27 protein-coding genes and 1 pseudogene are annotated in these 24340 nt (G+C 65.6%); 15 read left to right on the top strand and 13 right to left on the bottom strand.

Going from position 1 to position 24340, the window contains the following annotated elements:
- Nucleotides 1-37: 37 nt before the first annotated feature.
- Together QOC69_RS09795 and QOC69_RS09790 are read left to right on the top strand one after the other, a co-directional pair.
- A complete protein-coding gene (locus QOC69_RS09795) occupies nt 38-478 on the top strand; it encodes a hypothetical protein (RefSeq protein ID WP_526438819.1) in 441 nt (146 codons plus the stop codon).
- 33 nt (nt 479-511) lie between these two features.
- Nucleotides 512-970, top strand: coding sequence for a VOC family protein (locus QOC69_RS09790; RefSeq protein WP_353357938.1), 459 nt, complete (start codon nt 512-514; stop codon nt 968-970).
- Nucleotides 971-1161: 191 nt separating this feature from the next.
- Here QOC69_RS09790 and QOC69_RS09785 read toward each other — a convergent pair whose 3' ends face one another.
- On the bottom strand, nt 1162-1908 hold the full coding sequence (locus tag QOC69_RS09785) for an SDR family NAD(P)-dependent oxidoreductase (RefSeq protein ID WP_526438816.1): 747 nt from the start codon (nt 1906-1908) through the stop codon (nt 1162-1164).
- Entirely contained in the window at nt 1889-2914 is a 1026-nt protein-coding gene (locus QOC69_RS09780; protein WP_526438814.1) for an LLM class flavin-dependent oxidoreductase, read from the bottom strand. Before QOC69_RS09780 ends, QOC69_RS09785 begins: the two co-directional genes overlap by 20 nt.
- A 215-nt stretch (nt 2915-3129) precedes the next feature.
- Here QOC69_RS09780 and QOC69_RS09775 point away from each other — a divergent pair, with 215 nt between their 5' ends.
- From QOC69_RS09775 to QOC69_RS09755, 5 genes and pseudogenes are all read left to right on the top strand, one after another.
- The gene (locus tag QOC69_RS09775) at nt 3130-3987 is read left to right on the top strand and encodes an SDR family NAD(P)-dependent oxidoreductase (RefSeq protein WP_526438812.1); all 858 of its coding nucleotides are present in this window, start codon (nt 3130-3132) and stop codon (nt 3985-3987) included.
- A gap of 71 nt (nt 3988-4058) precedes the next feature.
- Nucleotides 4059-5663, top strand: coding sequence for an AMP-dependent synthetase/ligase (locus tag QOC69_RS09770; RefSeq protein ID WP_526438810.1), 1605 nt, complete (start codon nt 4059-4061; stop codon nt 5661-5663).
- Nucleotides 5660-6592: a fumarylacetoacetate hydrolase family protein gene (locus QOC69_RS09765; protein ID WP_526438807.1), complete on the top strand. Its 933-nt coding sequence runs from the start codon at nt 5660-5662 to the stop codon at nt 6590-6592. Before QOC69_RS09770 ends, QOC69_RS09765 begins: the two co-directional genes overlap by 4 nt.
- Nucleotides 6593-6642: 50 nt before the next feature.
- Entirely contained in the window at nt 6643-7068 is a 426-nt protein-coding gene (locus QOC69_RS09760; RefSeq protein WP_526438805.1) for an ester cyclase, read from the top strand.
- Nucleotides 6999-7538 (top strand): annotated as a pseudogene (locus QOC69_RS09755) (MFS transporter); the annotation flags it as partial. The gene QOC69_RS09760 and the pseudogene QOC69_RS09755, both read left to right, overlap by 70 nt.
- Here QOC69_RS09755 and QOC69_RS09750 read toward each other — a convergent pair.
- The 3 genes from QOC69_RS09750 to QOC69_RS09740 form a co-directional block, all read right to left on the bottom strand.
- Nucleotides 7519-7734 (bottom strand): NADPH-dependent FMN reductase, encoded by a 216-nt coding sequence (locus tag QOC69_RS09750; protein WP_526438803.1) that lies wholly within the window; start codon nt 7732-7734, stop codon nt 7519-7521. The pseudogene QOC69_RS09755 and the gene QOC69_RS09750 sit on opposite strands and share 20 nt — an antisense overlap.
- 77 nt (nt 7735-7811) lie before the next feature.
- Nucleotides 7812-8582, bottom strand: coding sequence for an SDR family NAD(P)-dependent oxidoreductase (locus QOC69_RS09745; protein WP_526438801.1), 771 nt, complete (start codon nt 8580-8582; stop codon nt 7812-7814).
- 131 nt (nt 8583-8713) lie between these two features.
- Nucleotides 8714-9766, bottom strand: coding sequence for a helix-turn-helix transcriptional regulator (locus tag QOC69_RS09740; protein ID WP_526438799.1), 1053 nt, complete (start codon nt 9764-9766; stop codon nt 8714-8716).
- Nucleotides 9767-10000: 234 nt separating this feature from the next.
- Between QOC69_RS09740 and QOC69_RS09735 the strand changes: the two genes are divergently transcribed.
- Nucleotides 10001-12769, top strand: a complete 2769-nt coding sequence (locus QOC69_RS09735; RefSeq protein ID WP_526438797.1) for a helix-turn-helix transcriptional regulator — start codon at nt 10001-10003, stop codon at nt 12767-12769.
- Nucleotides 12770-13251: 482 nt separating this feature from the next.
- On the opposite strand, the gene QOC69_RS09730 is transcribed toward QOC69_RS09735, so the two are convergent.
- From QOC69_RS09730 to QOC69_RS09720, 3 genes are all read right to left on the bottom strand, one after another.
- Nucleotides 13252-14016, bottom strand: a complete 765-nt coding sequence (locus QOC69_RS09730) for an SDR family NAD(P)-dependent oxidoreductase (protein ID WP_526438795.1) — start codon at nt 14014-14016, stop codon at nt 13252-13254.
- A gap of 534 nt (nt 14017-14550) precedes the next feature.
- Nucleotides 14551-14892 carry a molybdopterin dinucleotide binding domain-containing protein gene (locus QOC69_RS09725; RefSeq protein WP_526438823.1) on the bottom strand — a complete coding sequence of 114 codons (342 nt, stop codon included), beginning with the start codon at nt 14890-14892 and terminating at the stop codon, nt 14551-14553.
- 65 nt (nt 14893-14957) lie between these two features.
- Complete coding sequence (locus QOC69_RS09720; protein ID WP_526438793.1) at nt 14958-15317, bottom strand: carboxymuconolactone decarboxylase family protein; 360 nt, start codon at nt 15315-15317, stop codon at nt 14958-14960.
- A 57-nt stretch (nt 15318-15374) separates the two neighbouring features.
- On the opposite strand from QOC69_RS09720, the gene QOC69_RS09715 reads away from it, so the two are divergent.
- Entirely contained in the window at nt 15375-15884 is a 510-nt protein-coding gene (locus tag QOC69_RS09715) for a fumarylacetoacetate hydrolase family protein (protein WP_526438791.1), read from the top strand.
- Nucleotides 15885-16089: 205 nt separating this feature from the next.
- Here QOC69_RS09715 and QOC69_RS09710 read toward each other — a convergent pair whose 3' ends face one another.
- From QOC69_RS09710 to QOC69_RS09700, 3 genes are read right to left on the bottom strand one after another with little or no spacing between them, the layout of a single operon-like run.
- A complete protein-coding gene (locus QOC69_RS09710; protein ID WP_526438789.1) occupies nt 16090-16797 on the bottom strand; it encodes an NADPH-dependent F420 reductase in 708 nt (235 codons plus the stop codon).
- 22 nt (nt 16798-16819) lie between these two features.
- Nucleotides 16820-17851 (bottom strand): LLM class flavin-dependent oxidoreductase, encoded by a 1032-nt coding sequence (locus QOC69_RS09705; protein ID WP_526438787.1) that lies wholly within the window; start codon nt 17849-17851, stop codon nt 16820-16822.
- A gap of 58 nt (nt 17852-17909) precedes the next feature.
- Nucleotides 17910-18959: an LLM class flavin-dependent oxidoreductase gene (locus QOC69_RS09700; protein WP_526438785.1), complete on the bottom strand. Its 1050-nt coding sequence runs from the start codon at nt 18957-18959 to the stop codon at nt 17910-17912.
- Nucleotides 18960-19027: 68 nt separating this feature from the next.
- Between QOC69_RS09700 and QOC69_RS09695 the strand changes: the two genes are divergently transcribed.
- The 4 genes from QOC69_RS09695 (at nt 19028) to QOC69_RS09680 (ending at nt 21802) form a co-directional block, all read left to right on the top strand.
- Nucleotides 19028-19516, top strand: a complete 489-nt coding sequence (locus QOC69_RS09695) for a MarR family winged helix-turn-helix transcriptional regulator (protein ID WP_526438783.1) — start codon at nt 19028-19030, stop codon at nt 19514-19516.
- A 187-nt stretch (nt 19517-19703) separates the two neighbouring features.
- Nucleotides 19704-20402 carry a cutinase family protein gene (locus QOC69_RS09690; protein WP_526438781.1) on the top strand — a complete coding sequence of 233 codons (699 nt, stop codon included), beginning with the start codon at nt 19704-19706 and terminating at the stop codon, nt 20400-20402.
- 261 nt (nt 20403-20663) lie between these two features.
- Nucleotides 20664-21293: an MspA family porin gene (locus QOC69_RS09685; protein WP_526438821.1), complete on the top strand. Its 630-nt coding sequence runs from the start codon at nt 20664-20666 to the stop codon at nt 21291-21293.
- Between the two features lie 86 nt (nt 21294-21379).
- Nucleotides 21380-21802: a hypothetical protein gene (locus QOC69_RS09680; protein ID WP_526438779.1), complete on the top strand. Its 423-nt coding sequence runs from the start codon at nt 21380-21382 to the stop codon at nt 21800-21802.
- A gap of 34 nt (nt 21803-21836) precedes the next feature.
- On the opposite strand, the gene QOC69_RS09675 is transcribed toward QOC69_RS09680, so the two are convergent.
- Nucleotides 21837-22427 carry a TetR/AcrR family transcriptional regulator gene (locus QOC69_RS09675; RefSeq protein ID WP_526438777.1) on the bottom strand — a complete coding sequence of 197 codons (591 nt, stop codon included), beginning with the start codon at nt 22425-22427 and terminating at the stop codon, nt 21837-21839.
- Nucleotides 22428-22488: 61 nt separating this feature from the next.
- Complete coding sequence (locus tag QOC69_RS09670) at nt 22489-22986, bottom strand: MarR family winged helix-turn-helix transcriptional regulator (RefSeq protein ID WP_526438775.1); 498 nt, start codon at nt 22984-22986, stop codon at nt 22489-22491.
- 137 nt (nt 22987-23123) lie between these two features.
- Here QOC69_RS09670 and QOC69_RS09665 point away from each other — a divergent pair, with 137 nt between their 5' ends.
- Nucleotides 23124-23690, top strand: coding sequence for an NADPH-dependent FMN reductase (locus QOC69_RS09665; protein ID WP_526438773.1), 567 nt, complete (start codon nt 23124-23126; stop codon nt 23688-23690).
- Between the two features lie 90 nt (nt 23691-23780).
- The gene (locus tag QOC69_RS09660) at nt 23781-24227 is read left to right on the top strand and encodes a nuclear transport factor 2 family protein (protein ID WP_526438771.1); all 447 of its coding nucleotides are present in this window, start codon (nt 23781-23783) and stop codon (nt 24225-24227) included.
- Nucleotides 24228-24340 lie beyond the last annotated feature (113 nt).

Genomic DNA, 24340 nt, shown 5'->3' with positions numbered 1-24340 from the left:
AACTGTCGACTGGGCATTCCAACCTCTTGTTCTGCGGTTGGCGACGGCGTTCGACCCCACCGTGACCGATCCGCTCGACCAGCTGCGAATCACCATGCGCACCTTCTTGGAGTATTCCGCCGAGCGGCCTGAGCTGCTGGGCCTGATGAACATCGAGGGCCGGCTAGATACCGAGCGGCTGGCTTATGTGTACAACACATACATCCAGCCCGCGCTCGCACCGGTGCACCGGCTGCTCGATCACCTTGCCGCCACCGGACGGACGCGGCCGATCTCGCCGCGTACGTTTACCTTCGTGCTGGCCCACGGTGCCGCCGCGCAATTCACTCTCGGCCCGCTGGCGCGTCATTTCGACCCCGCCGATCCGCTGGACCCAGCCGCGGTCAAAGCCCATGCCGAATTCGCCGCGGACCTCATCGTCCGGGCACTAGAGATCGACCATGCGGAGTTCGACGAGCCGCCATCGCGCCAGTCTTAGCCGGCGTCACGGAAGCAACGAGGAGATCAGCCCATGGCAACCGACAGCCAACAACTCGATGCGGCGGTGAGCGCGCCCGGCCCCGGATTGGACTCGCTGACCTTTGCCTGCACCGTGATCGTCGTCGCTGATCTCGACCGATCCTCGCAGTGGTACCAAAGCGTTCTGGGCTTCACCGAACACATGCGGGTCAGGATTGACGGGGCCAATGTCGTGCTCCTGGAGGGAGCGGGAACCCAGCTGGAACTCATCCAGGGCGATGGGCTGACCGTATCGACCGAGCCCAGCCTATGCGCCGATCCCCCACATCATCTGCTGCCGAAAGGGAACAAGTTCCTCGCCTTCGCTGTCGAGGACCTTCAACGCGCGACCGATCAGCTCCAGGACAAGGGCGTACCGATCATCTGGCGCGACAAGGAGCTGGCGCCCGGCATTCGTTCAACGGCGATCCGCGATGTCGAGGACAATTTCATTCACATCGTGCAGCACTGACACCAGCAGCGGTTCTCGGCGAACAGCGATCGAAACTTCTTGGGCGCCACTCATGCAGGCCGCACGGTCTCCCCAATGCGGGAGCGGCCGGCGTGGTGCTGGCGGCCGCGGCGACCGTCGTGCGGCCCGTCTGCCTGTGAAAGACGGGCCGCACCATTCAGATTGGCGGTCGCGTCGCCAGCCGACGGTTCTTAGACCTGTTCGGCGCCGCCGTCGATGAACAGCTCGGCGCCGGTCATGAAGCTACTTTGGTCGCTGGCCAGAAACAGGACAGCGGCGGCGATTTCCTCGGGTTGTGCGACTCGGCCAAGCGGGACCGTTGCCGCGAAGCCGGCCAGCAGCTGTTGTTCTTGGCCAGCCGGTGCGGCGCCTGTAAGTCCTGGCGTCTCAACCGGCCCGGGAACCAGGGTGTTCACTCGGATCTGCCGAGGGGCCAGTTCGGCCGCCCAGGTCCGACCGAAGGAGCGGACCGCTGCCTTCGACGCTGCGTAGGCGCCCATGGCTGGCGTACCGCTGGAGGCTGAGCTAGAGCCGGATAGGATGACCGACGCACCAGTGTTCAAGAGCGGCAAGACTTTCTGCACCGTGAAGATGGTGCCGCCGACGTTTCGGTTGAAGGTATCGAGGAAGTGCTGCGGTGTCATATCGGCCAACGGCGCGAGTTCTCCTCCACCGGCATTGGTGAACACGATGTCAAGGCCGTGTCCATGTGCCTTGACGGCTTCTGCGACTCTATCAAGATCGTCAGGGTCGGTGACGTCCCCACGAATACCGTTGGCCGAGGTGTCAATTGACGCGAGTGCCTCATCGAGGCGTTGTTTGTCGCGGCCGGTTATGAAGACATGCGCGCCTTCGGCCGCCAGCCGCCTGGCGGCGGCAAGGCCGATACCTGAGGTGCCGCCGGTGACCAGTGCGACCTTATCGTTGAGCTGTCCCATGATGTTCTCCGTTTCTACTTATTTCTACTTGTGGATCGGCACTGGCCGCAGCGCGCAACGTGGGTTCGAAGTCGGTGCCGAGGATGGCAGTCACCACGGGGTTGGTGACCCCGGCGTCGCGGTATCGCTGAATCCCGTCGCGAACCGCGGCGTCGTCGCCGATTGCGCAGAGGTCATCGATGAATCGCTCACTGATGGAAAGCTTTTGAGCTTCCGCGTCGGGTGAAGCAACATCGAATGCCGCCATGTCATCGGCGAAGCCCGCCGCCTGGAACATAGCCCGGTAGAACGGCAGACCGAAGTACCGGTGCAACTCGTTGCGCACACCTGCGAGCGCGGTTGCGCGGTCGTGGCACATCGCCGAGGGGACTGCGGCCAGGATGTGAAATCCCTCGAGCGGCTTACCGGCGCGATTGCGGCCCGCGGCCACTTCCGGCACCACGACATCGCGCACATACTGCGACGGGCATGCCCACAGCACCACACCGTCGGCGATCTCACCGGCCAGGCGCAGCATCGCCGGCGACAGCGCGGCCTGATAGATCGGGATGTCGGGGCGCGGCGTGATGCCCATGAACGCGAAGTTCGACGTCCACCGTTGGCCGGTCGGCGGGACGTCACCGGCCAGGATCGCGCGCACTATGCCGATGTATTCACGCATCTCGGCGGCCGGCTTGCCGATCTGCTGGCCGTGCCAGCCACCCATGGTGATGCGGTGACCCACGCCGAGGCCGAGCCGGAAACGCCCGCCGGAGATGTCGTCGACGGTTGCCGCGGTCTGGGCCATCGATGCCGGCGAACGGTGATACAGCGGCGCGACGGCGGTGCCTATCGCCACCCGTCGGGTGCGCATCGCCAGGGCCGCGGCCATCGTGAACGAGTCCCGAGCCGCGATGTGGGACAACATGATCGAGTCATATCCGAGTTCGTCGGCCAGCTGCGCGTGAGCGACCGCGTCGTCGAACGGCTCGAGCGCCGGAATGGCACAGCTGATCGAGGCTTGCATACGACCAAGCTACCCAGTTATAGGGCACTCGTCAAGTTTTATCTTGACGGATATCAATTTATCCGTTTACAGTGGGGGCGCGGGGCGGGGCGCGAAGTGACGCCCAGCCAGTCCATCGGGCAGGAGCGTGACATGAAAGACCACCGACTCGGCGTCGTCGACGAGCGAGCGAGGTCGGCCCCACCCGGGCCGAACGCGGCGGCCGTGATAGCCGAGTGAACCGAGCCGAGTCAGTTTGCGGAAAGGTTGTCGTCATCACCGGTGGCGCCCGCGGGATCGGGTTGGCCACCGCGACCGCGCTGCACCAGCTTGGGGCCAAGGTCGCCATCGGCGACATCGACGAGCCGGCGGTCAAACAGGCAGGCGCGAACCTCGGGCTCGAGGTGTGCGGCAGGCTCGACGTGACAGATTACGACTCGTTCGCCGGCTTCCTCGACGAGGTGGAGAATCGGCTGGGTCCCATCGATGTTCTAATCAACAACGCCGGGATCCTTCCAGTCGGTCGGCTCGTCGACGAGCCGGACGCGCTGACGCAGCGCGCGTTGGCCGTCAACGTCTACGGCGTGATCATGGGCACGAAGGTCGCGGCCCGGCGGATGCTCAACCGGCGCAGCGGCCACATCATCAACGTCGCATCGGTGAACTCCGAGACGCCGTCGCCGGGGGTAGCGACATACTGCGCCACCAAGCACGCCGTCCTCGGGTTCACCAATTCGGTTCGCGCGGAACATCGCGGCACCGGTGTCCACTATTCGGCGGTCCTCCCGGCGATGACCAACACGGGGATGATCGCCGGCATCGACCAAGCCAGGGGCCTGAAGAATGCCGAACCAACCGATGTCGCAAGAGCGATCGTCGGTCTGATCCGCAAGCCGAAACGGCGTGTCACGATCACCCGGGCGGCCGGCGTGGTGCTGGTGATCCAACGGATTCTGCCCGGCGGCATCGCGGACGCATTGAGGCGCTCAATCGGGTTGGACCATCTGTTTACCGACCGCATCGACGTTGGCAAACGCGCAACGTACGAACAGAGGGTGCGCGGCTCCCACGCCCGAGACGGACAAGTCGTATGACAACATTTTAATTGACAGATGTCATATTGTCGGATACGCTTGCAACACATGTACGAGGGGAAGGCGCAACGATGAGCACGGTGGTTCACCGCGACATGGTTACGGTCGGCGAGGCATTTCTCGCGATGGTCGAGTCCCGCAGCGATGCACCGGCGATCCTCAACGCCGACCTCGAAGTGGTGCTCTCGTGGCGTGACTACGGCGCGCAGGCCCGCCGCACCGCCGCGGGCCTCGCCGAACTGGGTCTGGGCCAGGGGGAAACGCTCGGGCTCCTGCTCAGCAACCGGCCCGAGTTCCACATCGCCGATGCCGGTGCGCTTCTCCTCGGCGCTATCCCGTTTTCGATGTACAACACCTCAGCGCCCGAGCAGCTCGCCCACCTCGTTGCGGACGCCGGGTGCCGGATCGTCATCACCGAGGCGGCGTTGGTGGACGGGTTGCTCGCCGCACTCGAGCGCGGTGGGGGCGCCGTGGAGCATGTCATCGTCGTCGGGTCGGACTCGTGGTTCGAGCTATTGGACTCCGACGAACTGGAGCACGCCGCGCCCGCAGAGCCAAGCGACCTCGCCACGTTGATCTACACGTCGGGCACGACCGGGCCGCCGAAGGGCGTCGAGCTCACCCACGCGAACATCCTCACCATGGCCGCCGAGATCGGCGCGCTGGTCGGAATTCAGCCGGGGCAGCGCACGATCTCCTATCTGCCGATGGCGCACATCGCTGAACGCGTGTGCACGCACTACCTGCCGATGACCGTGGGCTTCAGCGTCGTGTGCTGCCCCAGCCCAAGTGCCGTCACCCAGTTGCTGCCACGGGTTCGGCCGCACATGTTCTTCTCCCCACCGCGATTGTGGGAGAAACTGCAGGCGTCCATCTCGGCCGACGTCGAGGCGGGGATCGACCACGAGGAACTCCGTCGTCGCCTTGGCTTCGACGAGCTCACGGCAGCGGTGACGGGCGCTGCGCCGTGCCCGCCCGCAGTGATCGAATTCTTCGACGCGATCGGGATCCCGCTACGGGAGGTCTACGGCCTCTCGGAGACCACGGGCGTCGTCTCCTTGGCAGCCGCAAGCGACGTCCGCCCCGGGACCGTGGGTCCACCACTGCCCAGCGCGCAGGTGCGGTTGACAGAAGACGGCGAGCTCCTCGTCCGGGGACCGCTGCTGATGGCGGGGTATCGCAACCGGCCGGAGGCGACCGCCGAGGCGATCGACGTCGACGGCTGGCTGCACACGGGCGACATCGCCCGCATCGAGGCCGACGGGCACCTGCGGATCGTCGATCGCAAGAAGGAACTGATCATCAATGCGGCGGGAAAGAACATGTCACCCGCCAACATCGAAGCCCGCCTCAAGGAGGGCAGCCCGCTCATCGGCCAAGCGTGCGCGTTCGGCAACGGGCGACCGTACAACGTCGCGCTGATCGTGCTCGATCCTGCAATCGCCGCTATGTACGCGACTGACGCCGAACTGCACGCCGAGGTTCGGGCCGGTGTCGACCGTGCCAACGCACGGCTGGCGCGCGTCGAGCAGATCAAACGTTTCGCGATCCTCGCCGACGACTGGCTGCCCGACTCCGACGAGCTGACGCCGACGATGAAGCTCAAGCGCCGGCCGATCGCACAGAAGTACGCCTCGCAGATTGAGGCGCTCTACACAACAAAGGAGACGAAATGAAGCTCGTGAGTTACGAACTCGGCAGTGCCGGCGTGAGCGCGGGGGTCGTCGTCGACGACTACGTGGTCGCACTCAGCGCGCTCGACGGTGCCCCCGCCGACGTCACGGCGGTACTGGCCGCCGGTCCTGACGTCACGGCGGACGTGGCCCGCAAGGCCAACAACGCCCGGCAGCGGACGCCTCTCTCGGAAGTCGTTCTGCACGCACCGATTCCGGCGCCGTCGAAGTATCTGGCCATCGGGTTCAACTTCACCTCACACCTCGCAGAGATTCAAGAGGCGGCAAAGCAGCCCCAGTTCGCCGAGCAGATGGAGCGCTTTTCACATCTGCGCGCGGCGTTCGCGGACCAGAAGCTGCCTACGTTCTTCAACAAGCAGGTCTCCTGCATCACCGGACCCTATGACCCGATCCTCGCGCCGTACGACTCGCCGATGCTCGACTTCGAGGGAGAACTCGTCGCGGTCATCGGGCAACGGGTCCGGCGCGCCGACGCTGCCACGGCGCTTGCGTCCGTCGCCGGTTACACAGTGGGCAACGACGTGTCGGTGCGGGACTGGCAGCAGGACACCCCGACGATGTGGCCGGGCAAGAGCTTTGACACCCATGGGCCGATCGGGCCGTGGGTCGTCACGGCCGACGAGGTGGATCCCGCGGGTCTCGGTATCCGCACGTGGGTCGACGGCGAGTTGCGCCAGGACGGCTCGACGAAGGAGATGGTCACCGGGATCGGCGACATGATCGCGGCACTGTCCCGCGTCTGCACGCTGGAACCCGGCGACCTCATCGCCACCGGGACGCCCGGCGGCGTCGGCGTGTTCTCCGGACGGCTTCTGCGGCCCGGTCAGCGGGTGCGGGTCGAGATCGAGGGCATCGGCGCGATCGAGAATCCCGTCGTCGCGGAGCCCTCCCCGGCAAGCCAACAGGCCTGAGAGAAGCGGGCCGGCGAGCGACAGTTCCATCAGATCGAAGGGGAGATGTCATGGCGCAACCAGGCATCGAACTCGTCCGCGACCTGATCGCACGCTTTTTCAACGGGCACGATCCGGATCTCGCCCCGGAATTCTTTGCCCCGGACTTCCGCTGGCATGGCGGTAGCGTAGGCACCATCGATGGAATCGACGCCTACGCCGCGACGATGCGTCAGTTCTTCGCCGCGCTGCCCGACGCCGAGGCGATCGAGCAGGACGCGGCCCAGGATGGCGACACGGTGACCATGCGCTTCATCGTGCAGGGCACCCACACCGGCGCGCTGTGGGGAATCCCGCCGACCGGCAACCACGTCGTATGGGACGTGATGATGATGTATCACCTGTCGAACGGCATCGTCGTCGAGCAATGGGCGGCCGAGGATTGGATCGCGTTCTTGGGCGCCATTGGCGCGTTCACACCGCCATGGACCGGGTGAACCCTTCTTCTAGTGGCCGCCGAGCTGCAACTTCCTCCTTGAGGCATACCTTGACCGCACCAGATCCCCAACGCAGCGGAAAGTTCGCACTCTCCACTCCCGAACGCATCGGCTTCGGCGTCGGGTCCCTGGCGACCGCAACCTATGCCGTGGTGCCCGGGCTCGTCCTCCTGTACTACCTCACGAACATCCTTGGAGTGACGGCGGCACTGGCGGGACTCGTCGTGTTCCTGCCCAAGCTGCTCGACCTCGTCTACAACCCGATCGTCGGCAGATTGTCCGACTCGACGGTGTCGCGACTCGGCCCCCGCCGGCCGTGGATGATCGCAGGAATCATCACGTTCCCGCTGGGTTTCGTGTCAATTTTCTTCTCGCCGTTCGACGGTAACGCCGCTGCCTGGTGGGTCGCCGGGGCGCTGGCACTGACCGGCCTTGGCTTCTCAGCTTTCGTCATCCCCTACAGCGTTCTGCCGGCTGAGCTTGGGGCCAGCCCCGCTGAGCGAACGTCAATGACCGCATGGCGCATGGGAAGTCAACGAGATCGATCAGTTCATAGTCCGCGCCGGTGCGGCTGGCTGCTTTGCCCAGAACCCAGTCGGCGACCGCCTTGCCGTTACGGCCAGGACGGGTGCTGCCAACGATTATTGCGATCTTGAGGTCGCTCACGAAAGTCCTTTCAACCTAGGATGTTTCATTGTCAGTTTGAGCCAGGCGGTGTCAGCGGTCACGCGAACTGGCAACTCTCAGGTGAAATTGGCGCCCCCGTCGACGACGATCGTCTGGCCGTTGACGTAGGCCCCGTCGTCGGAGAACAGGAACGCCACCATCGCAGCAAGGTCCTCCGGGACTCCGAGGCGATTCGACCGGACCGTCGCAAGGATCTCGTTGCGCCATTCTTCGGTGGTGTTCTCCAGCGCCGCCCCGGTGAGGATCACACCGGGCGCGACCGAATTGCATCGCACGCCATGCTTGCCGCCGACTGTGGCGGTGTGGCGCGTGAGCCCATAGAGTCCTGCTTTGGCGGCTTGGTAGGCGACCCGCCGATCCTCACCCATCCAGACACTGGTTGACATCGTGTTGACGATCGCTCCGCTGCCCTGGTCGATCATGATGGGCAGCGCGTGGCGGATTCCAAACATGTAGCCAGTGAGTGTGACGTCGATGGTGTGCTGCCACACGTCGAGCGCGATCGACATCACGTCGGCGTCATGCTCCAGTGTGCGGGGGGAGAGGTCGGCTGCCACGTTGAACAAGCCGTCGAGCCGGCCGAATTCGTTGACCGTGAAGTCGATGAGCTCCTTGTAGGACGCCTCGTCGCTGATATCGAAGGCCCGGGCAGCAGCCCGCCCGTCCAACTCTCGGATCTCGTCGACGACTGATTGAGCGGCGGAGATGTTGAGATCGGCGACCACGACGGCCGCGTCCTCCTCGGCGAGGCGTACCGCGGTCGCGGCGCCAATGTTGCCGGGCGCCGCGCCGGCGACAATCGCGACCTTGCCCTCGAGTCCTCTCATTGCTTCACTCCGAACTCTTCATTGCTGCGATCCGTACGTTGGGACCGTGCTCGCGCCTGTCTCGCTCGGCCCCGGCATCGGTTGGCGGCAAGGCGATTCGGCCCATGCGATCACCATCGCGCAGGCTGGAATCACATGGCACCCGTATAGGCCCCAGTCACCCCCCGTGCCTGTACGCGACCAGCTGACTCAACATTCCCCGCGCGCGGGACCAAGTCTTCGTTGTCGCCGTGTTCCGCTTGGGCCGTTCGAAGCCATTGGCCGGGTGGCATTCCGTAGGCAGCGCGGAAGCGCCGGGCGAAGTGAGTTGGATCTTTGAACCCCCACCGCCGGGCGACGGTGCTGATCGTGACGGAGTGGGCGGCAGTCTGCGACAACTCCATCCGCGCACGTTCGAGCCGACTCAAGATGATCCATTGCTCCAGATGCAGCTGGGCATTCCCGCAGACCCGGTACAGATGGCGTGTGGAAACGGCGAGTGCGGCCGCGATGGCGTCGGGCCCGAGATCCGGATCCCCCAGATGCTGGCGAACGTAGGTGCGCACCTGCGTGATCAGTGTGTGCTCGAGAACCTCCCGGGCGGCCGAACTCTCGCCGGCCACGCTCAGGATGAGGGCACGGATCAGTTCAGTACTTGCACTTCCGAGGGACGCGGCGACGGCTGTGGCGCTGAGGGCTTCGGCGTCTTTGGCCATGTCGTGAATGTGCCGACTGACCAACCCGTAGAGCGGGCTGCTGGCCAGGTGTTCACCCGCCCGGCGCACGACATCGATCGGCACCGCCAATTCATCTATGGGGACCTGCAGGGTTCGGGTTCCGCCGTTACCGCGCCAGGAGTACTCGAACGGTTGGGTCACGTCGCACAATTCCGTCTGGCCGGAGCGGACGGTCCGACTGGTCGACTCCGTGCTGAGTTGTCCCGAACCGACGCCGTGTTGAGCAATGGCGACGAACTCGCAGGGTGCCTGCCGGACGGCCTGTGCCGTACGGACGACGGAGATACCGCTTGACTCCAATTGAAATATCGCTGCCGTCCCGAATTCCCAGACGCAAACTCTGGCGCTCACGGGTTCGCCGTCATCAAGCGTGACACGCGACATCACCCCGCCAGCGACCACTGCGCTTGTCACCGCGTCGCGGCGTTCTGTCAGCGGTAGCTGTGCGGTGTCAAGTAGGACGGTCACTGAACCTCCTGGTCTCACGCCGCCACTCACCGCGGCCTGCCAGATCCAATCCGCCGGTGCGCCGCCGTCTGGCGGCGTGGGCCGACACGATGGCAGCAAGGGCCGATTGATCCTGAGGCTTCGATTCTAGGCTGGGCCCATCGTCGCAATACAGCCGAATGAGCGGGAGACGCGTGGCCACCACCTGGTGAGTTGCGCGGGCCGAGCGACGGAGTGGAACGCGGGAGGCGTTGCGTGCAGCCATCGCTGACCCTCATCGACGTCCCGCCGATTTCAGAGCGCGGGGCGAACCCCGTTCTACTCGGTCGGCACCGCGAGTGCGCTGTCCTCGACACCGCGCTTGCGGCCGTTCGCAAAGGGCAGAGTTGGGCGCTCGTGCTGCGCGGCGAGGCTGGTGTGGGTACGACGGCGCTTCTGAACCATCTCGTTCAACGGTCCACCGGGTGTCAGGTGATACGCGCCGCAGGGGTGCAGTCGGAGATGGAACTGGCTTTCTCCGCGCTCTACCAGTTGTGTGCCCCCAGTTTGGATCGCGCGGACCGCTTACCAACCCCGCAGCGGGACGCCCTGCTCACGGCGTTCGGGGTGCGCGCGGGCGACCCGCCCGACCGGTTCCTGGTCAGCTTGGCAGCGTTGGGATTGCTGGCCGAGGTAGCGCGGGAGCGTCCGCTGGTCTGTGTGATCGATGACGCGCAGTGGCTGGATCGCGCGTCCGCCCAGGCGCTCGCGTTCATTGCACGCCGTCTGGAGGCCGAGTCGATCGCCCTGGTCTTCTCGGCCCGGGAAGCCGAAGTAGCGGAGCTAACGGGGCTGCCAACACTGGTCGTGGAGGGTCTCGCCCTCAGCGATGCCCGCACGCTGCTGCGTTCGGCCGTCTGCGGGCCGGTGGACGACCGCGTTTTCGACCGACTCATCGCCGAGACACGCGGGAACCCGTTGGCGCTGTTGGAGCTGCCCCGCGGATTCACGCAGGCCGAACTGTCGGCCGGGTTCGCGCTGTTGGGTTCGCGGACGGTATCCGAGCGAATCGAGCAGAGCTACCGGCGGCGATTGGGGGTGCTCGGCCCCGAGACCCTGCAGCTGTTGTTGGTCGCCGCGGCCGAGCCGCTCGGTGATCCGGTGCTGGTGTGGCGAGCCGCGGAGCGGCTTGGGATTGGCATGGACGCGTTGGGGCCCGCGTCTGCCGCAGGGCTGCTGGAGATCGGCACTTGCGTCCGGTTTCGCCATCCGCTGGTGCGCTCCGCAATCTACTGGGCCGCATCTCCCGAAGAGCGCCGCACGACACACGGCGCCCTGGCGGAGGCCACCAACGGGGAGGGTGATCCTGATCGGCGCGCGTGGCACCACGCCCAGGCGGCCTCTCGGCCCAATGGCGACATTGCTGCCGAACTCGAGGTTTCCGCCGACCGTGCCCAGGCGCGTGGGGGCCCGGCAGCCGCGGCTGCCTTCCTCGAGCGCGCCGCCCAGCTGACGCCCGATCCCGCCCTGCGCGCCGACCGCGCATTGGCTGCGGCGCGCGCCGCGCACCTGGCCAATGAGCCCGATACGGCGCTGCGACTCCTGTCCAGCGCCGACGCCGGACCGCCGGACAAACCGCGTCGCGCGCACGTCGACGAGCTACGAGCGCAGGTCGCATTCGCCAATATTCGCGGCGGCGATACGGCCGCCCTGTTTCTGCGGGCCGCCACGCAACTCGAACTGTTCGACGCCAGACTGGCCCGCGACGCCTACCTGGACGGCCTCTCCGCGGCCATGTTCTCCGGCTCGTTCACCGGCGACGATGGCCTGCTACAGGTGGCGCGGGCTGCGCGGGCCGCACCCTCGGCGCGGCCCCCGCGCCCCCACGACGTTCTACTGGGTGGTTTGGCGACGCGCTTCACCGACGGATACGCCGCCGGAGTGCCGGCACTCAAGCAGGCGCTGACTGCGTTCGCCGACTCAGAGCTCACTGCCGAGGAGGGGCGCCGCTGGCTCTGGCTGGCTCACTGCACCGCCGTGGACGTGTGGGACGAGGAGACCTGGGCGGTCCTGCCTGACCTACAGGTCAGGCTGATCCGCGACTCCGGGTCGCTCGCCACGCTGCCGTTGGCGTTGTCGATGCGCATAGGCGCCCACGTACTGCTCGGGGAGCTCTCGGCGGCCGCATCGCTGATCGCTGAGCTCGCACGGGTCACCGAGGTGACGGGCAGTCACCTCGCGCCCTACGGTGCCCTTCTGCTGGCCGCGTGGGAGGGCAGGGAAACCGAAGGTGTTGCCTTGATCGACTCGATTCACGACGAGGTTGCGCGCCGCGGCGAGGGAATCGGTCTGGCCTTCGCCAGCTGGAGCAAGGCGCTGCTCTACGGCAGCCTCGGCAAGTACGAGCTCGCGATTGACGCTGCACATCAGGTCGTGGCGCTCCCCCACGAACTGGGTGCCCCGACGTGGGGAGCGCTCGTAGAGACCATCGAGGCGGCCAGCCGCTGCGGACAAGAAGAGCTCGGCTCGCAAGCCTTCGAAAGGCTGACCTCCATGACACGCGCCAGTGGCACCAACTGGGCGTTGGGCATCGAGGCACGTTCACGGGCACTGCTCGGCGGGGCAGCAGCAGAAGGCGCCTACCTGGAGGCGATCGAGCGCCTCAAACACACTCGGATTCGCGGAGAACTGGCTCGGAGTCACTTACTTTACGGCGAGTGGTTGCGCCGCCACCGCCGCGGAATCGACGCACGCCACCGCCTGCGCACCGCCCACCACATGTTCACCGTCATGGGCGCTGAGGCATTCGCGCAGCGCGCCGCCCGCGAACTGCAGGCAGCCGGCGGGACGGCCCGCAAACGCAAAGCAGCGACCATCGGCGAGCTCACTCCCCAAGAGGCCCACATCGTCAGACTGGTTCGCGAAGAACTCTCCAACCAAGACATCGGCGCCCGGCTCTTCATCAGCCCCCGCACCGTCGAATGGCACCTAAGCAAGATCTTCGCAAAGCTGGGCGTCACCTCACGCCGGGAACTTCAGCGTTAGGCGATCCCGATGAGCCACTCCGTCGTGGCCCGTGTTCCGACCCGGGTCTCCACGGATGTAGTCGCCTTCCCAGGCAGCCAGGGTTGATCACACCGCAGATGTGCAGCGGGCTATCACGAAGCGCTACGGGCCATTCGGCCGACTGTTCGACCTATACTTCAAGCTGAGCGGGGTGGACAAGAAGAGCATCGGAATCGAACTCAAAGCCGCCTAGCTTTCGATTCTCGGACTCGCCGAGTCTGCGAGTGAATGCCGCCGGGGTTTGATCGGTGTTCTTGATGCGTGCCGGTCTAAGCTGAATCAGTCCAAGACCCGCTGACGGAATAGTGCATGCTCGGAATACGGGCACTCCGGCGGTAGAACGAGCGGAATTGCACCTGCTGCAACAACATTGCACGATTGAAGAACAGTCTAGTTCCTGGGTGACGGCGTGCGGCTTCCTTGGGGTCTCAGAGGTGGGCATTGAGTTGCGAAGTGCCCGCCTACCAAGCGGTGGCGCCGCCGTCGACCGGATAGTTGGCGCCTGTGATGTAAGACGCCCGATCAGAAGCAATGAAGGCCGCCAGCTCCGCGATCTCCTCGGGTCGACCGAAGCGCTTGAGAAGCGTCTTTCCGGTTATCGCATCCCGGGCCGCCTGGTCGTCGCCGAGGTCGCGGTCGCTGGCCGGGGTCAGGAACGGCCCGGGACTGATCGCCACCGCACGGATCCCAAGGCGTGCGCCTTCAAGCGCCAGCTGTCGCGTCATGCCGATGACGCCAGCTTTCGCTGCGGCGTGCCCGACCCACGGGGGGCTCTCTGCGGCGATCATGCCTGCGTGGGACGCGATGTTGATGATGACCCCGCCACCGCGCCGGACCAGGTGCGGCCATGCGAACTTCGATACGAAGAAGGGGATGTCGAGTTCGCCAGTTATCGTCGCCCGCCAGTCCTCGACAGAGAAGTCGGGCATCGGACCGAAGTACTGTATGCCCGCGTTGTTGCAGACCACGTCGAGCCCGCCATAGGCGGCAACGGCATCCTCAACCATCTTCCGCGCCTGTTCGGGGTCGGTCAGATCGACCGGCGCGATGCCAGTCATCTCACCGCCGGCGCGGCGTATGAGGTCGACCGTCTCGTCGCTGGCATCAACCTTGATGTCGCATCCGACAACCCTTGCGCCTTCTCGTGCGAACGTCTGCGCCGCAACGCGACCCAGACCTCCTCCGGTGCCCGTGATCAGCACGACCTTGTTGTCAAGTATTCCCATGACTTCCTCCTGCTCTGGACTGTCTCAGGCCAACTCACCCGAAGGTCGAGGTTCCGCTCTAATCATTCGCAGTCGACCGACCTCAACGCCTGGTCTTCGATCGACGGTTTTCGAAGGCCGTATCTAGACCGGGACGGAAATCGGTTGGGTCATATGTGCTGTGGGAGAGTCCATGTTCCACCGCATACGACATCATGTGTCGGCACCACCGGTCCAACGTGCCAGGATCGACAACCGCCGCTGTGCTCTTTGATGGGATAACTGTGACCGCAGCTGGTAGACATTTCCACCTGTGTCAGCACCAGTCACTCCCCCGGCCGGGTCATGATCAGCACGCTGCCAAGTTGGATGTTCGGCCGGTCACCGACGACGTGTCATCAAGACCGGCAGCGCCGGACACCTTCGCGCGGCTCAGGTCAGCGAGTGGCGCGATCCACCGGATTCTCGAAAAGGTGCGGCGCCGCGATCAATCAGAAGTCCTGTCGGATACGGCCTTCAGCGCTGTCGGCAAGTTCTGTATGCCACCCAGCCACGTTAGGTGCTTGGCTTGATTACGCGGATCGGGATGGCCGACAGCCGAGGCATGTAGTTGATGGTTTGGCGGCTGTGTGTCAGTGAGATCAGACGGCCGGTAAAGGTGCCCGCCTCGCCCGGATCATCGCCCACCAGCGCGCCCCAGGCGTGGCTCATCGAAACCGTACCGGTTGGCAGCGAGTCATCCTCGCGTGCAAGGGCCTGGATGACACCCGCCTCAGATTCGATGACGATGGGGCTCGCGTCATGCACTCCCAACGCTTGCATGTCCTGCGGGTTCATGTATGCCGGATTCCACGGGGTGCGCTTAGCAGCTTCGGCGTGAAGACGACTGGGCCAGATCGTCGATCACCGGCAGCACGGCCCGGCCCTCGCTTCGGGTCTACCCTTGTGAGCGTCGTCCACAACTAATCGTCCGAGAGTGGCTGTGTCACGTCCTTTATCCATGTCAGCCCCCTGACAGCTTGCGGCCATCCGAGTGTCGTCACAGCCAACAATGCGACATGCTCCAGTTCGGCAGCCGCGACTCCTTCAGCCAATCCTCGACGTGCGTGCGAATGGACGGCACCATGCGAGTTGGCCCCGATCGCATGTGCGAGATGGACAAGCCTTTTGGTCCGTCCATCAAGTGGCCCCGCCTGGTTGAGGGCTGCGCCAAGTTGCTGAAAGGCGGCCCATACATCTGGGTGGTCCTTTGCAATGTGCTGCGGAGCCTCCGGCAGGGCGACCGCAGGATTTTCGGAGACATCAGCAGGTGATTGTTCCATTGGAGCTCCCTAATGTGTGGGTCCGTCAGCAACGCGTCGTATCGCATTTGGATTGGCGTGCTGCCGACATTCTTCAACAAACGGGTCTCCTGCCATAGCGGAACCAACGACCCGATCCTCGTGCCTTACGACTCGCCGGTGCTGGACTACGAGGGCGAACTCATTGCGGTCATCGTCAAGCAGGCGCAATCCAAGTCGGAGGGCACGATCACCGAAGTCGGTCTCGAATCGGTGCACGTGACCAGGCCCAAGTTCTGTCGCGGTATCGGTGAAAACCTCGAATGCCGGAGCGGTCGATCAAGACCCGCGTGCATTGCGGTTGCGCATAGCCGTGCAGAAGGTTGGCGACGGCGCGAAAGTGTCCACGTCGAGGCCTTCCGGCACTCGCGCACCTCGCGCTGGCATGTGAAATCTGGCCGCGGACCGTCGAGCAACGCCGACGCGATCAGCGAGTACCTGACGACGCATGGACTGCACGGCCTCGCGTCGATCTCGGCCACTCGTTTCGGTCGGCAGTTTCATATTGGCAAGCAGGACAAAGCCTTTCGGCGCGCCACCCGGCGGTGACGTTCTATTCGACGATGACTGTCACAGCGCTTTCCGAATTTTCGACTGCCCTACCGTCGCCTGCGACACGAGTACGAGCATGGTCACGTCACCGGGCGTTTTAGGAAGCGTCGACTCCTCCGTCGGTTCCAACCGGATGCCGCGACGCGGGCGGCAAGGCGCTCCCACCCCGGGCGACCGCGAGACGGTCACACGCCACAGCTGGCTATGCGGGGGTGTGGTTCGCGAAGGATCGCGCCTGCGCGACGACGCGATCGCTCGGGGAGTCCGGGAAGCGGTCGAGCATGGCCCGCACCTCGTCGGCGTCGACGTTGGCACCGAACAGTTCGGTGTCGGGTTGGAACCGCGCGCCCTCAGTGAGCGGGCCGGCCGCCACTGGGTCGAAGCCGAACGCGTCGACGATCGCCGCAACCTCCGCGACGTCCGCGGGTTCGCCGGCGATCGCGATCGCCTTACGACCGGGCACCCCGGCGGGGCGGGCGCCGTCCTCGAGGTCGTGGTAACCCATGTGGTTGAACGCCTTGACCACGCGGGACTCGGGCAGGAAGTCCTGGACGATCTCGCTGGACGACGTGCGCGGGTCGGTGAGGTCGTCGCGGACGCCGTCGACCTCCCACCAATAGTTCATGGCGTCGATGACGAGCTTGCCGCGCAGCGCGTCGGCGGGGACGGTGCGGTACTTGCCGAGTGGGAGGGCGAGGATGACGACGTCGGCCTTCGCGGCAGCGTCGGCCGCGGTAGTGGCGACGGCGCCGGGCGTGATGATCTCGACGATGAGCGCGATGTTCGACACCTCGCCCGAGCCGGCGACGAGCACGCGGTAGCCGGCCGCGATCGCGAGACGGGCGAGCACGGTGCCGACCTTACCGGCCCCAAGGATGCCGATGGTGCGGGTGTCTGTCGATGGATTCATGGTTGCTCCGTTCGAGGTGGTGTCAGCCGGCGAGGATGTCGCGGACCATGGGGATTACCTTCGTGCCGTAGAGCTCGACGGCTTTCAGCCGGGCGCTCATCGGCAGCGAGCCCGACGTGTAGATCAGGTCGAACCGGCCGACGCCCAGCCGCTCGACGGTGCGGGCGATCCGGCGGGCGACGGTCTCCGGCGAGCCGACGTACATCGAGCCGTGTTCGACGTCGGCGTCGAATTCCTCGCGGCGGAGCGGCGGCCAGCCGCGCAGCGCTCCGATCCGGTCGCGGGTGACCTTGTACCGCGGGTAGAACAGCTCCTTGGCCTCCTCGTCGGTGTCGGCGATGAAGCCCGGCGAGTGCATCCCGACCGGGTATGCGACGGTGCCGATCTGGTCGGCCGCACGCCGGTAGAGGTCGATGTAGGGGGCGAACCGCTCGGGTGCCCCACCGATGATCGCGAGCATGAGCGGCAGGCCGTGGTACGCGGTGCGCACAACGGACTGGGGCGAGCCGCCGACGCCCACCCAGGTGGTCAGGCGGCCGGACTCGGTCTTGGGGTAGACGTCGGCGTTGTCCAGCGCGGCGCGAGTGGTTCCGCTCCAGGTGACCGGCTTCTCGTCGAGCAGTTGGACGAAGAGCTGGAGCTTCTCATCGAACAGCACGTCGTAGTCGCTCAGGTCGTAACCGAACAGCGGGAAGGACTCGGTGAACGAGCCGCGGCCGAGGATGACTTCGGCCCGCCCGTTGGAGATGGCGTCCACAGTCGCGAAGCGCTGGAACACCCGAACCGGGTCGTCCGAGCTCAGCACGGTCACCCCGGACCCGAGCCGGATGCGCGAGGTGCGCGCCGCGATCGCGGCGAGCACGGTCTCCGGGGTCGAGATGGCATATTCGGGCCGGTGGTGCTCGCCGAGTGCGATGGCATCGACGCCGAGGTCGTCGGCGAGCACGGCCTCCTCGACCACCTGCCGGATCGCCGCCGCGTCGGAGACGAGGGCGCCGTCGTCGTCCTCCGGGACGTCGCCGAAGGTGTCGAGCCCGAAGGTGAGCTCTGTCATGGGATTTACTCCTTTGAAGTCGGGGTCGCCGGCGGGCTGGAGGGTCGAGCGTGGGCGGTCAGGCATGGACGGGGTCCGTTGCGAGGAGCTCGCGGACACGCGGGAGGACCTCGCGGCCGAGCAGCTCGATGGTGCGCGCTCGCGCAGCACGAGGCAGATCCATGACGTCGTACTTGAGGTCGAAGCGGCTCAGCCGCAGGTCGCGGGCCGCCGTCGCGATCTTGTTGGCGACGGTCTCGGGCGAGCCTACGAACAACGCCCCGCCGTCGATCTCGGCCTCGTACCGCTCCCGAGTGGGTGCGTAGAAACCGCGTTCCCGCGCGATCTGCTCGACGACCGGTCGCCAGTACAGCCACCAGGTCTCCCGTGCTTCGTCGTCGGTATCGGCAACGAGGCCGAGTGAGTGCTGGCCGACCGGCTGGACAGGCCGTCCCTCCTGCTCCAGTGCCCGCTCGTAGAGCTCGACGTGGCGGGCGAAGCGTTGTGGCCCTCCACCGATGATCGCCAGCATGAGTGGCAGTCCATAGCGGGCGGCACGCAGTACCGAGTTCGGGTTGCCGCCCACCCCGATCCAGGTCGGGATGCCACCCGGACGCATCACCGGATGCAGCCGCTGCTCGACCAGCGGTGACCGGACGGTGCCCGACCAGGTGACCTGTTGCTCTCGCTGCAGCCGCACGAATAGGTCGAGCTTCTCGTCGAACAGCCGCTCGTAGTCGGCCAGGTCGTAGCCGAACAGCGGGAACGACTCCGTCGCCGAGCCTCGCCCCAGAATCACCTCGGCGCGGCCATTCGACACCGCGTCCAAGGTCGAATACTCGTGGTACAGCCGCACTGGGTCGTTCGTGCTCAATACCGTCACCGACGTTCCCAGCTGGATCCGCTCCGTCGCGGTCGCGATCGCCGCCAGTAATACAGGGGGCGCTGAGTCGTTGTGCCCCTCCCGGTAGTGCTCGCCCACGCTGAACCTGTCGAGACCCGCCGACTCCGCCAGCCGTGCCTCGTCGACGAGGAGCCGAACGGTCTCCGCGTCGCTCAGCTGCCGGCCGCCGTCGTCCGTCACCACCTCGCCGAACGAGTTGAGTCCGAGCTCAAAATTCCTGGTCATGGCCCCTTCAACATAGTTGACACGTCAATTATTTCGTACGTATGATTGACGTGTCAACGAGGAGGGGTATGACACAGCACGCCTCAGCCACCCGGTCGCGTCGGCGATCCCCGACGGCGGAGCAGTTGCGGATCTGGCGAACCTTCATCGAAACCGCGGAAGATCTGCAGTCCGCCCTCGCCGCCCGCCTGCAAAGCGAGTCCGGCCTCTCCCCCGGCGACTACGCCGTCCTGCTCGCCCTCTCCGAGGCCGACGATCGGCGCCTGCGCTCGTCCGAGCTCGCCGACCACATCGGCTGGGAACGGAGCCGGCTGTCACATCACCTCGGCCGTATGGAACGGCGCGACCTCGTCCACCGCGAACCGTGCACCACCGACTACCGCGGTGCCTGGATCATCCTCGCGCCGGCCGGCGCCGACGCCTTCCGCCGGTCCTCCGTCCGCCACCTGCACGCCATCCGCGAACTCTTCGTCGACGCACTCACGCCCGAGCAACTCGACGCCGTGCAGGACATCACCACAACCCTTCGCGCGCACCGCACTAGGCCGCGCACATGACCCGGCAACCGAGCTGAGCGCGCCGGACAAGCGCATCGATGGAAGCTGCTGCTGCGAGGCCCGTGTTGCGACCGGGGTGTCCACGGATGGTTTCGCCGGTCTGCGCCGGCCAGAGTTGACCGTGCCGATGCTGCAGCGCTGAAGTCTTGGGCGCGGACACCGCTCCTGGGACGAGCGGGCGCTAGGAATGAAGGAAGGGCGGAATAGCGTGCGCGTCATCACACTCATCGCTTGTCTCGTCGGTGCTGCGGTGGTGACAGCTTCGGCGTTGCTCATCGCACCGATCGGGGCTCCTTCCGCGTCTGCGGAGCCCTGCTCTGATGTCGAAGTGGTGTTCGCACGCGGAACCAACGAGCCACCTGGTGTTGGAAGGATCGGACAGGCATTCGTCGACGCGCTTCGCGCGCAAGCTGGCGCGAAGTCCGTAGGGGTGTACGCGGTCAACTACCCGGCCAGCATCGAATTCGCCGCAGCGGTCGACGGCATTGATGATGCGAGCGCTCATGTCCAGGACATGGCGGCGAAATGTCCCAAGACCAGAATGGTGCTCGGCGGTTTCTCCCAAGGTGCGGCCGTGATCGGTTTCGTCACCGCGGATGTAGTCCCGGATGGCGTAGTTGCTTCGGACGTGCCCCGGCCGATGCCGCCTTCGGTGGCTGACCACGTCGCCGCGGTAGCCCTCTTCGGCAAGCCATCGAATCGGATAATGAGCGCGATCGGCCAGCCGCCCATCGCAATCGGCCCGCGATATGCGGCCAAGACCTCCATTGTGTGCGCTCCCGACGACCCGGTTTGCTCCGATGGCGGAGACTGGGCCGCACACAGTACGTACGCAACTGACGCGATGGTCAACCAGGCCGCAACCTTCGCCGCGGGTCGCCTGTAGCCAACCGCCCGTGTTCCGACCCGGGTCGCCACGGATGCAACGCCCGTGCCGGCCAGCCAAAGTTGACCACGCCGGTTACATGCACGACCGGCACAAACCGCGCGTAATTCCGCGGCAGATCTGTGAGGCGAACCGATGACGACCCACGATGCGGGTTACCGCAGTCGGCAATCCGAACAAAGTGGCCCTGCGGGCGGCGCAATGGGGTTGCGCCCGCGACGTTCAACGCGACGTCGGCGCCGGTCCTATGTCGCGAGCGGTATGGCCCTGCTGGTGGGGCTGCTCGCCACAGTGGAGAGCCCGTCAGCCCACGCCGAGCCGGTGAACATGGCGCCACAGCACTACTCCAAGGCGACCAGGGACGGCTGGAACCTCAACATCTCGATCGAGGGTGAACGAATCAACTCTGTTCCCAATCTTGCCGCCGCGGCCAATTCCCGAGAAGCCTTCGTGACTCTGTCCGCGACCGCGACGGCGACGGGTGGAACGGCGCCGATCACCGATAGCGCGTTCATCACCGGCTACCAATTGGGTTGCCAGACCGATGTTTCCAATGGGCTACAGACCGGCATCGGCGGGGCCTCTGGCCCGTCGGCATCCCTGGGCGCACCCATCGCCAACCCCATGGGCGCAGCCGGCAACTTCGGGATCGCCGGCGGGGTGAGCGGATTCATCCAGGGCATCATCCAGCCAGGGGTGATCGTCGAAGTTCCCATGTCCAACATGGCGCTTAGCGGCGGCGGCCGCGCCATGCTCGATATCGACAACATCCACATCAAGGCTGATGCCTGTGGTGGCGACGTCACCATCCGGTCGTACGCCTACCTTCGAATCTCGACCGCCGACGCACATTCGCAGTTCGCGATCTACGGCGATCCCATGAAGATATGAACGGGGCAACGATGAAAATGTCAGCGACTGCACGGCGGGGCGTCCTCACGGCGGCCTGCTTGCTAGTACTCCCGATACTTTCCGCGGTGCCCGCGCACGGTGACCCGCCTCTGCCACCACTACCGCCCGCGCCGGGATACCCACCCCCGGGCGTGATCGTGCCGGGCTCGTCGCCGCCGATCGTCTTGGGCAACCCACCCGTCGTCGGTCCCCTACCACCGAGCACCATCGACGCCCGCGGCGTCGATCTGAGCTTTACCACCGATGAGAGTCAGCCAATCCTGGGCATGCCCGGATCACGGCTCGGAACACCACTCACCAGGATCGGTGTTTTCGGAGAGACCCCCGATGGCGGCGTGAGCGTCGGCTACACCGGACCGTCCGCCGGTCTGGAAGACCTCCACGGCAACCCGCCGCCCAACGGGCTTCCCAACCTCGAAACAACCCCAGCGGCGCCAGCGCCCCCGTGGGCCGGCCGCACCCCGTACACCTACTTGCGAGCGCGGTGAACCCGCCGTCCGCGACAGCACGCTGATCGGAGGGCTATTCCTCGGGTTGTCTAGTCGCACCGTTGGTTACGAGTTCGCGCAGGACGAGGTGCGCGGTGCGGACGAATGCGTCGCGGTCCAGATCGGGATTGTGGACGGCTCGCACGATCAGCCCCTGGAAGATCGCGGCGATGGCCTCGACGCGGTCGGCGACCTGGCGCGGACCGAGGCTCGAGAGCCGCCCGGAGAGCGCCTGGATCAGGCGATTGCAGGCGGTCGTATCCGCCGAATGGACCTTTTCCGCAATCCTCGGATTTCGCGCGGCCTCGGCAAGAATTTCGAGCCGCAGGGCGGCCCTGTCCCGGTCGAGATGGCGTTCCACCCTTTCGTCGAGCCGATCCATCATCGCCGCCACCACGTCGTCGGCGCCCGAGAAGTCGTCCAGGATGCCGGGCGCCTCTTCGATGTCCTTGTCGACGATCGCCTCGATGATCGCGTCCTTGCTCTCGAAGTAGTGGTAGACGTGGCCGACGCTCATGCCCGCCCGCTTGGCGAGCTCGGCCATGCTCGAACCGTGAAACCCGTTCTCCACGAAGCACTTCACGGCCGCTGACAAGATCTGGTCACGCCGCGCACGGTGCCGCATGGTGGCGGCGGACGGCGCGGGCTCCGTGCCGAAGGTTTGAATGTCCGTCGCGGACAGCTGATTACTTCGACTTCGTCTTTGAACTGTTCGACGCTCTAGCGGGATCGTCGATGCGGGCGATGATCCGGTCCGCGATCTGCCGAAGGGCGTGAAGCTCGGCGTCGTCGAGCCCGTCGAAGACCAGGTCTCGCACCGTCGCGACGTGGCCGGGGGCGGCGGCAACCACGTGCTCGTAGCCCGCCTCGGTGAGGACCGCGTTGGTATAACGGCCGTCGCTCGGGTCGGGTTCACGCCGGACGTAGCCCCGTTTCTCCAGCCGGGTGATGAGGTGTGACAGGCGGGAGAGCTCGGCGTTGGTGAGTACGGCGAGCTCGCTCATCCGCATCGCGCGGTTGGGCTGCTCGGACAGGCCGGCAAGCGCGTAGTACTCGATGTAGCTCAGCTGCGCGTCGCATTGCAGCTGTGCCTCCAACGCCGTGGGCAACCGGGCGAGCATCAGCGTGACGGCCTGCCAGGCCTCGAGCTGCGTCGGGGTCAACCATCGGGGGGATCGGGCCATCGATGCAGTCTAGCCGAGTCACTTGAAGTTTCAAGTCATGTTGGTTAGCGTGACATGAAGATTCAAGTAATGATCCGATGGGCACCACCGCCCTCGTTCAGTACCGAATCGACCGACCCCGCCAGAAAGGGAAATCCATGAGTGAGTTGAAGATTGCCATCATCCTGGGCAGCACCCGACCGGGTCGCAACGGCAAGGCCGTCGCCGACTGGGTGCTCGCCAAGGCCTCCGACCGCGCAGGCGCCGACTACGACCTCATCGACCTCGCTGATCACCCGCTCCCCCACATGGATGAGCCCTTGTCTCCCATGCTGGGCCAATACGCGGGCGAGCACACCAAGGCCTGGGCGGCGACCATCGCCCCCTACGACGGGTTCGTGTTCGTCACTCCGGAGTACAACCACTCCACCTCCGGCGTGCTCAAGAACGCCATCGACTACCTCTACGCCGAGTGGACCAACAAAGCGGCGGCCTTCGTCAGCTACGGCGGCGTCGGCGGAGCGCGGGCAATCGAGCACCTGCGGGCGATATGCAGCGAGCTGCAGATCGCTCACGTGCGCCAGCAGCTGTCCTTCTCGATGTTCACCGACTTCGAGAACTTCGCCACGTTCCGCCCCGTCGCGGCAATCCACGACGACGCCGCCACCGTCATGTTCGACCAACTCGAAGCCTGGACCGGCGCCCTCAAACCGTTGCGCAACTGAGCAGCGCGCCGCGCTGTTGATCTAAGGAACGCATCGCGCTCGACGTCGAGCGACCGCTCGCGACAACCCATCTCAACGACTGGAGGACCCATGTCTGACGCAACGACCCTGCTCAAGGAATTCCTTGGCAATTTCCGCGACCCGGAGAAGGCGTCAGCCCTCTTCGCCGAGGACGGCGCCTTCGAGATGCCGTTCTTCGTGTCGCTGGGCCTGCCCGGCCGCTTCGAAGGCCCCGAGGGTGTCAAGGGCCTCATCACCACCGTCCTCGAGTACTACCCCGACTTCGAGTTCAAGGACGACGACATCACCGTCCTCATCGAGACCCCGGACCAGGTGTTCGCGGAATACGTCACTCACGCCACCGCGGCAGCGACCGGTCGACTGACCCACCACCTGTTCATGGGTCGCCTCGTTGCCGAGAACGGTCAGATCAAGCTGATTCGCGAAGCCCTGAACACCATCGCTGCGGCGTCTGCACTGCTCCCCGGCGGCACCCACGATCTGCCCGAGCCGACCGACGAAATACACGCTTTCTGATCGCGCCGATCGGTTAGCAGCAAAGGAGACAACACAAATGGGCTTTGTCGACGGCCGGGTGGTCGCGGTGACGGGCGCTGGCCGCGGCATTGGGCGGGCGCATGCGCTCGGTT

The organism is Mycobacterium sp. (genome assembly GCF_032162105.1).
In the GTDB taxonomy this organism is placed as follows: Bacteria; Actinomycetota; Actinomycetes; order Mycobacteriales; family Mycobacteriaceae; genus Mycobacterium.
The sequence above is the reverse complement of the archived record's forward strand: the minus strand, read 5'-3'. Positions and strand labels throughout refer to the sequence as shown.

Excerpts from the sequence above, each read along its gene's own strand:
- QOC69_RS09745 (WP_526438801.1), bottom strand. The coding sequence starts at position 8,582 with ATGAGAGGACTCGAGGGCAAGGTCGCGATTGTCGCCGGCGCGGCGCCC.
- QOC69_RS09790 (WP_353357938.1), top strand. The coding sequence starts at position 512 with ATGGCAACCGACAGCCAACAACTCGATGCGGCGGTGAGCGCGCCCGGC.
- QOC69_RS09700 (WP_526438785.1), bottom strand. The coding sequence starts at position 18,959 with ATGACCAGGAATTTTGAGCTCGGACTCAACTCGTTCGGCGAGGTGGTG.
- QOC69_RS09760 (WP_526438805.1), top strand. The coding sequence starts at position 6,643 with ATGGCGCAACCAGGCATCGAACTCGTCCGCGACCTGATCGCACGCTTT.
- QOC69_RS09780 (WP_526438814.1), bottom strand. The coding sequence starts at position 2,914 with ATGCAAGCCTCGATCAGCTGTGCCATTCCGGCGCTCGAGCCGTTCGAC.
- QOC69_RS09785 (WP_526438816.1), bottom strand. The coding sequence starts at position 1,908 with ATGGGACAGCTCAACGATAAGGTCGCACTGGTCACCGGCGGCACCTCA.
- QOC69_RS09720 (WP_526438793.1), bottom strand. The coding sequence starts at position 15,317 with ATGGAACAATCACCTGCTGATGTCTCCGAAAATCCTGCGGTCGCCCTG.
- QOC69_RS09665 (WP_526438773.1), top strand. The coding sequence starts at position 23,124 with ATGAGTGAGTTGAAGATTGCCATCATCCTGGGCAGCACCCGACCGGGT.
- QOC69_RS09765 (WP_526438807.1), top strand. The coding sequence starts at position 5,660 with ATGAAGCTCGTGAGTTACGAACTCGGCAGTGCCGGCGTGAGCGCGGGG.
- QOC69_RS09685 (WP_526438821.1), top strand. The coding sequence starts at position 20,664 with ATGGCCCTGCTGGTGGGGCTGCTCGCCACAGTGGAGAGCCCGTCAGCC.
- QOC69_RS09730 (WP_526438795.1), bottom strand. The coding sequence starts at position 14,016 with ATGGGAATACTTGACAACAAGGTCGTGCTGATCACGGGCACCGGAGGA.
- QOC69_RS09660 (WP_526438771.1), top strand. The coding sequence starts at position 23,781 with ATGTCTGACGCAACGACCCTGCTCAAGGAATTCCTTGGCAATTTCCGC.
- QOC69_RS09705 (WP_526438787.1), bottom strand. The coding sequence starts at position 17,851 with ATGACAGAGCTCACCTTCGGGCTCGACACCTTCGGCGACGTCCCGGAG.
- QOC69_RS09670 (WP_526438775.1), bottom strand. The coding sequence starts at position 22,986 with ATGGCCCGATCCCCCCGATGGTTGACCCCGACGCAGCTCGAGGCCTGG.
- QOC69_RS09675 (WP_526438777.1), bottom strand. The coding sequence starts at position 22,427 with ATGCGGCACCGTGCGCGGCGTGACCAGATCTTGTCAGCGGCCGTGAAG.
- QOC69_RS09710 (WP_526438789.1), bottom strand. The coding sequence starts at position 16,797 with ATGAATCCATCGACAGACACCCGCACCATCGGCATCCTTGGGGCCGGT.
- QOC69_RS09770 (WP_526438810.1), top strand. The coding sequence starts at position 4,059 with ATGAGCACGGTGGTTCACCGCGACATGGTTACGGTCGGCGAGGCATTT.
- QOC69_RS09695 (WP_526438783.1), top strand. The coding sequence starts at position 19,028 with ATGACACAGCACGCCTCAGCCACCCGGTCGCGTCGGCGATCCCCGACG.
- QOC69_RS09690 (WP_526438781.1), top strand. The coding sequence starts at position 19,704 with ATGAAGGAAGGGCGGAATAGCGTGCGCGTCATCACACTCATCGCTTGT.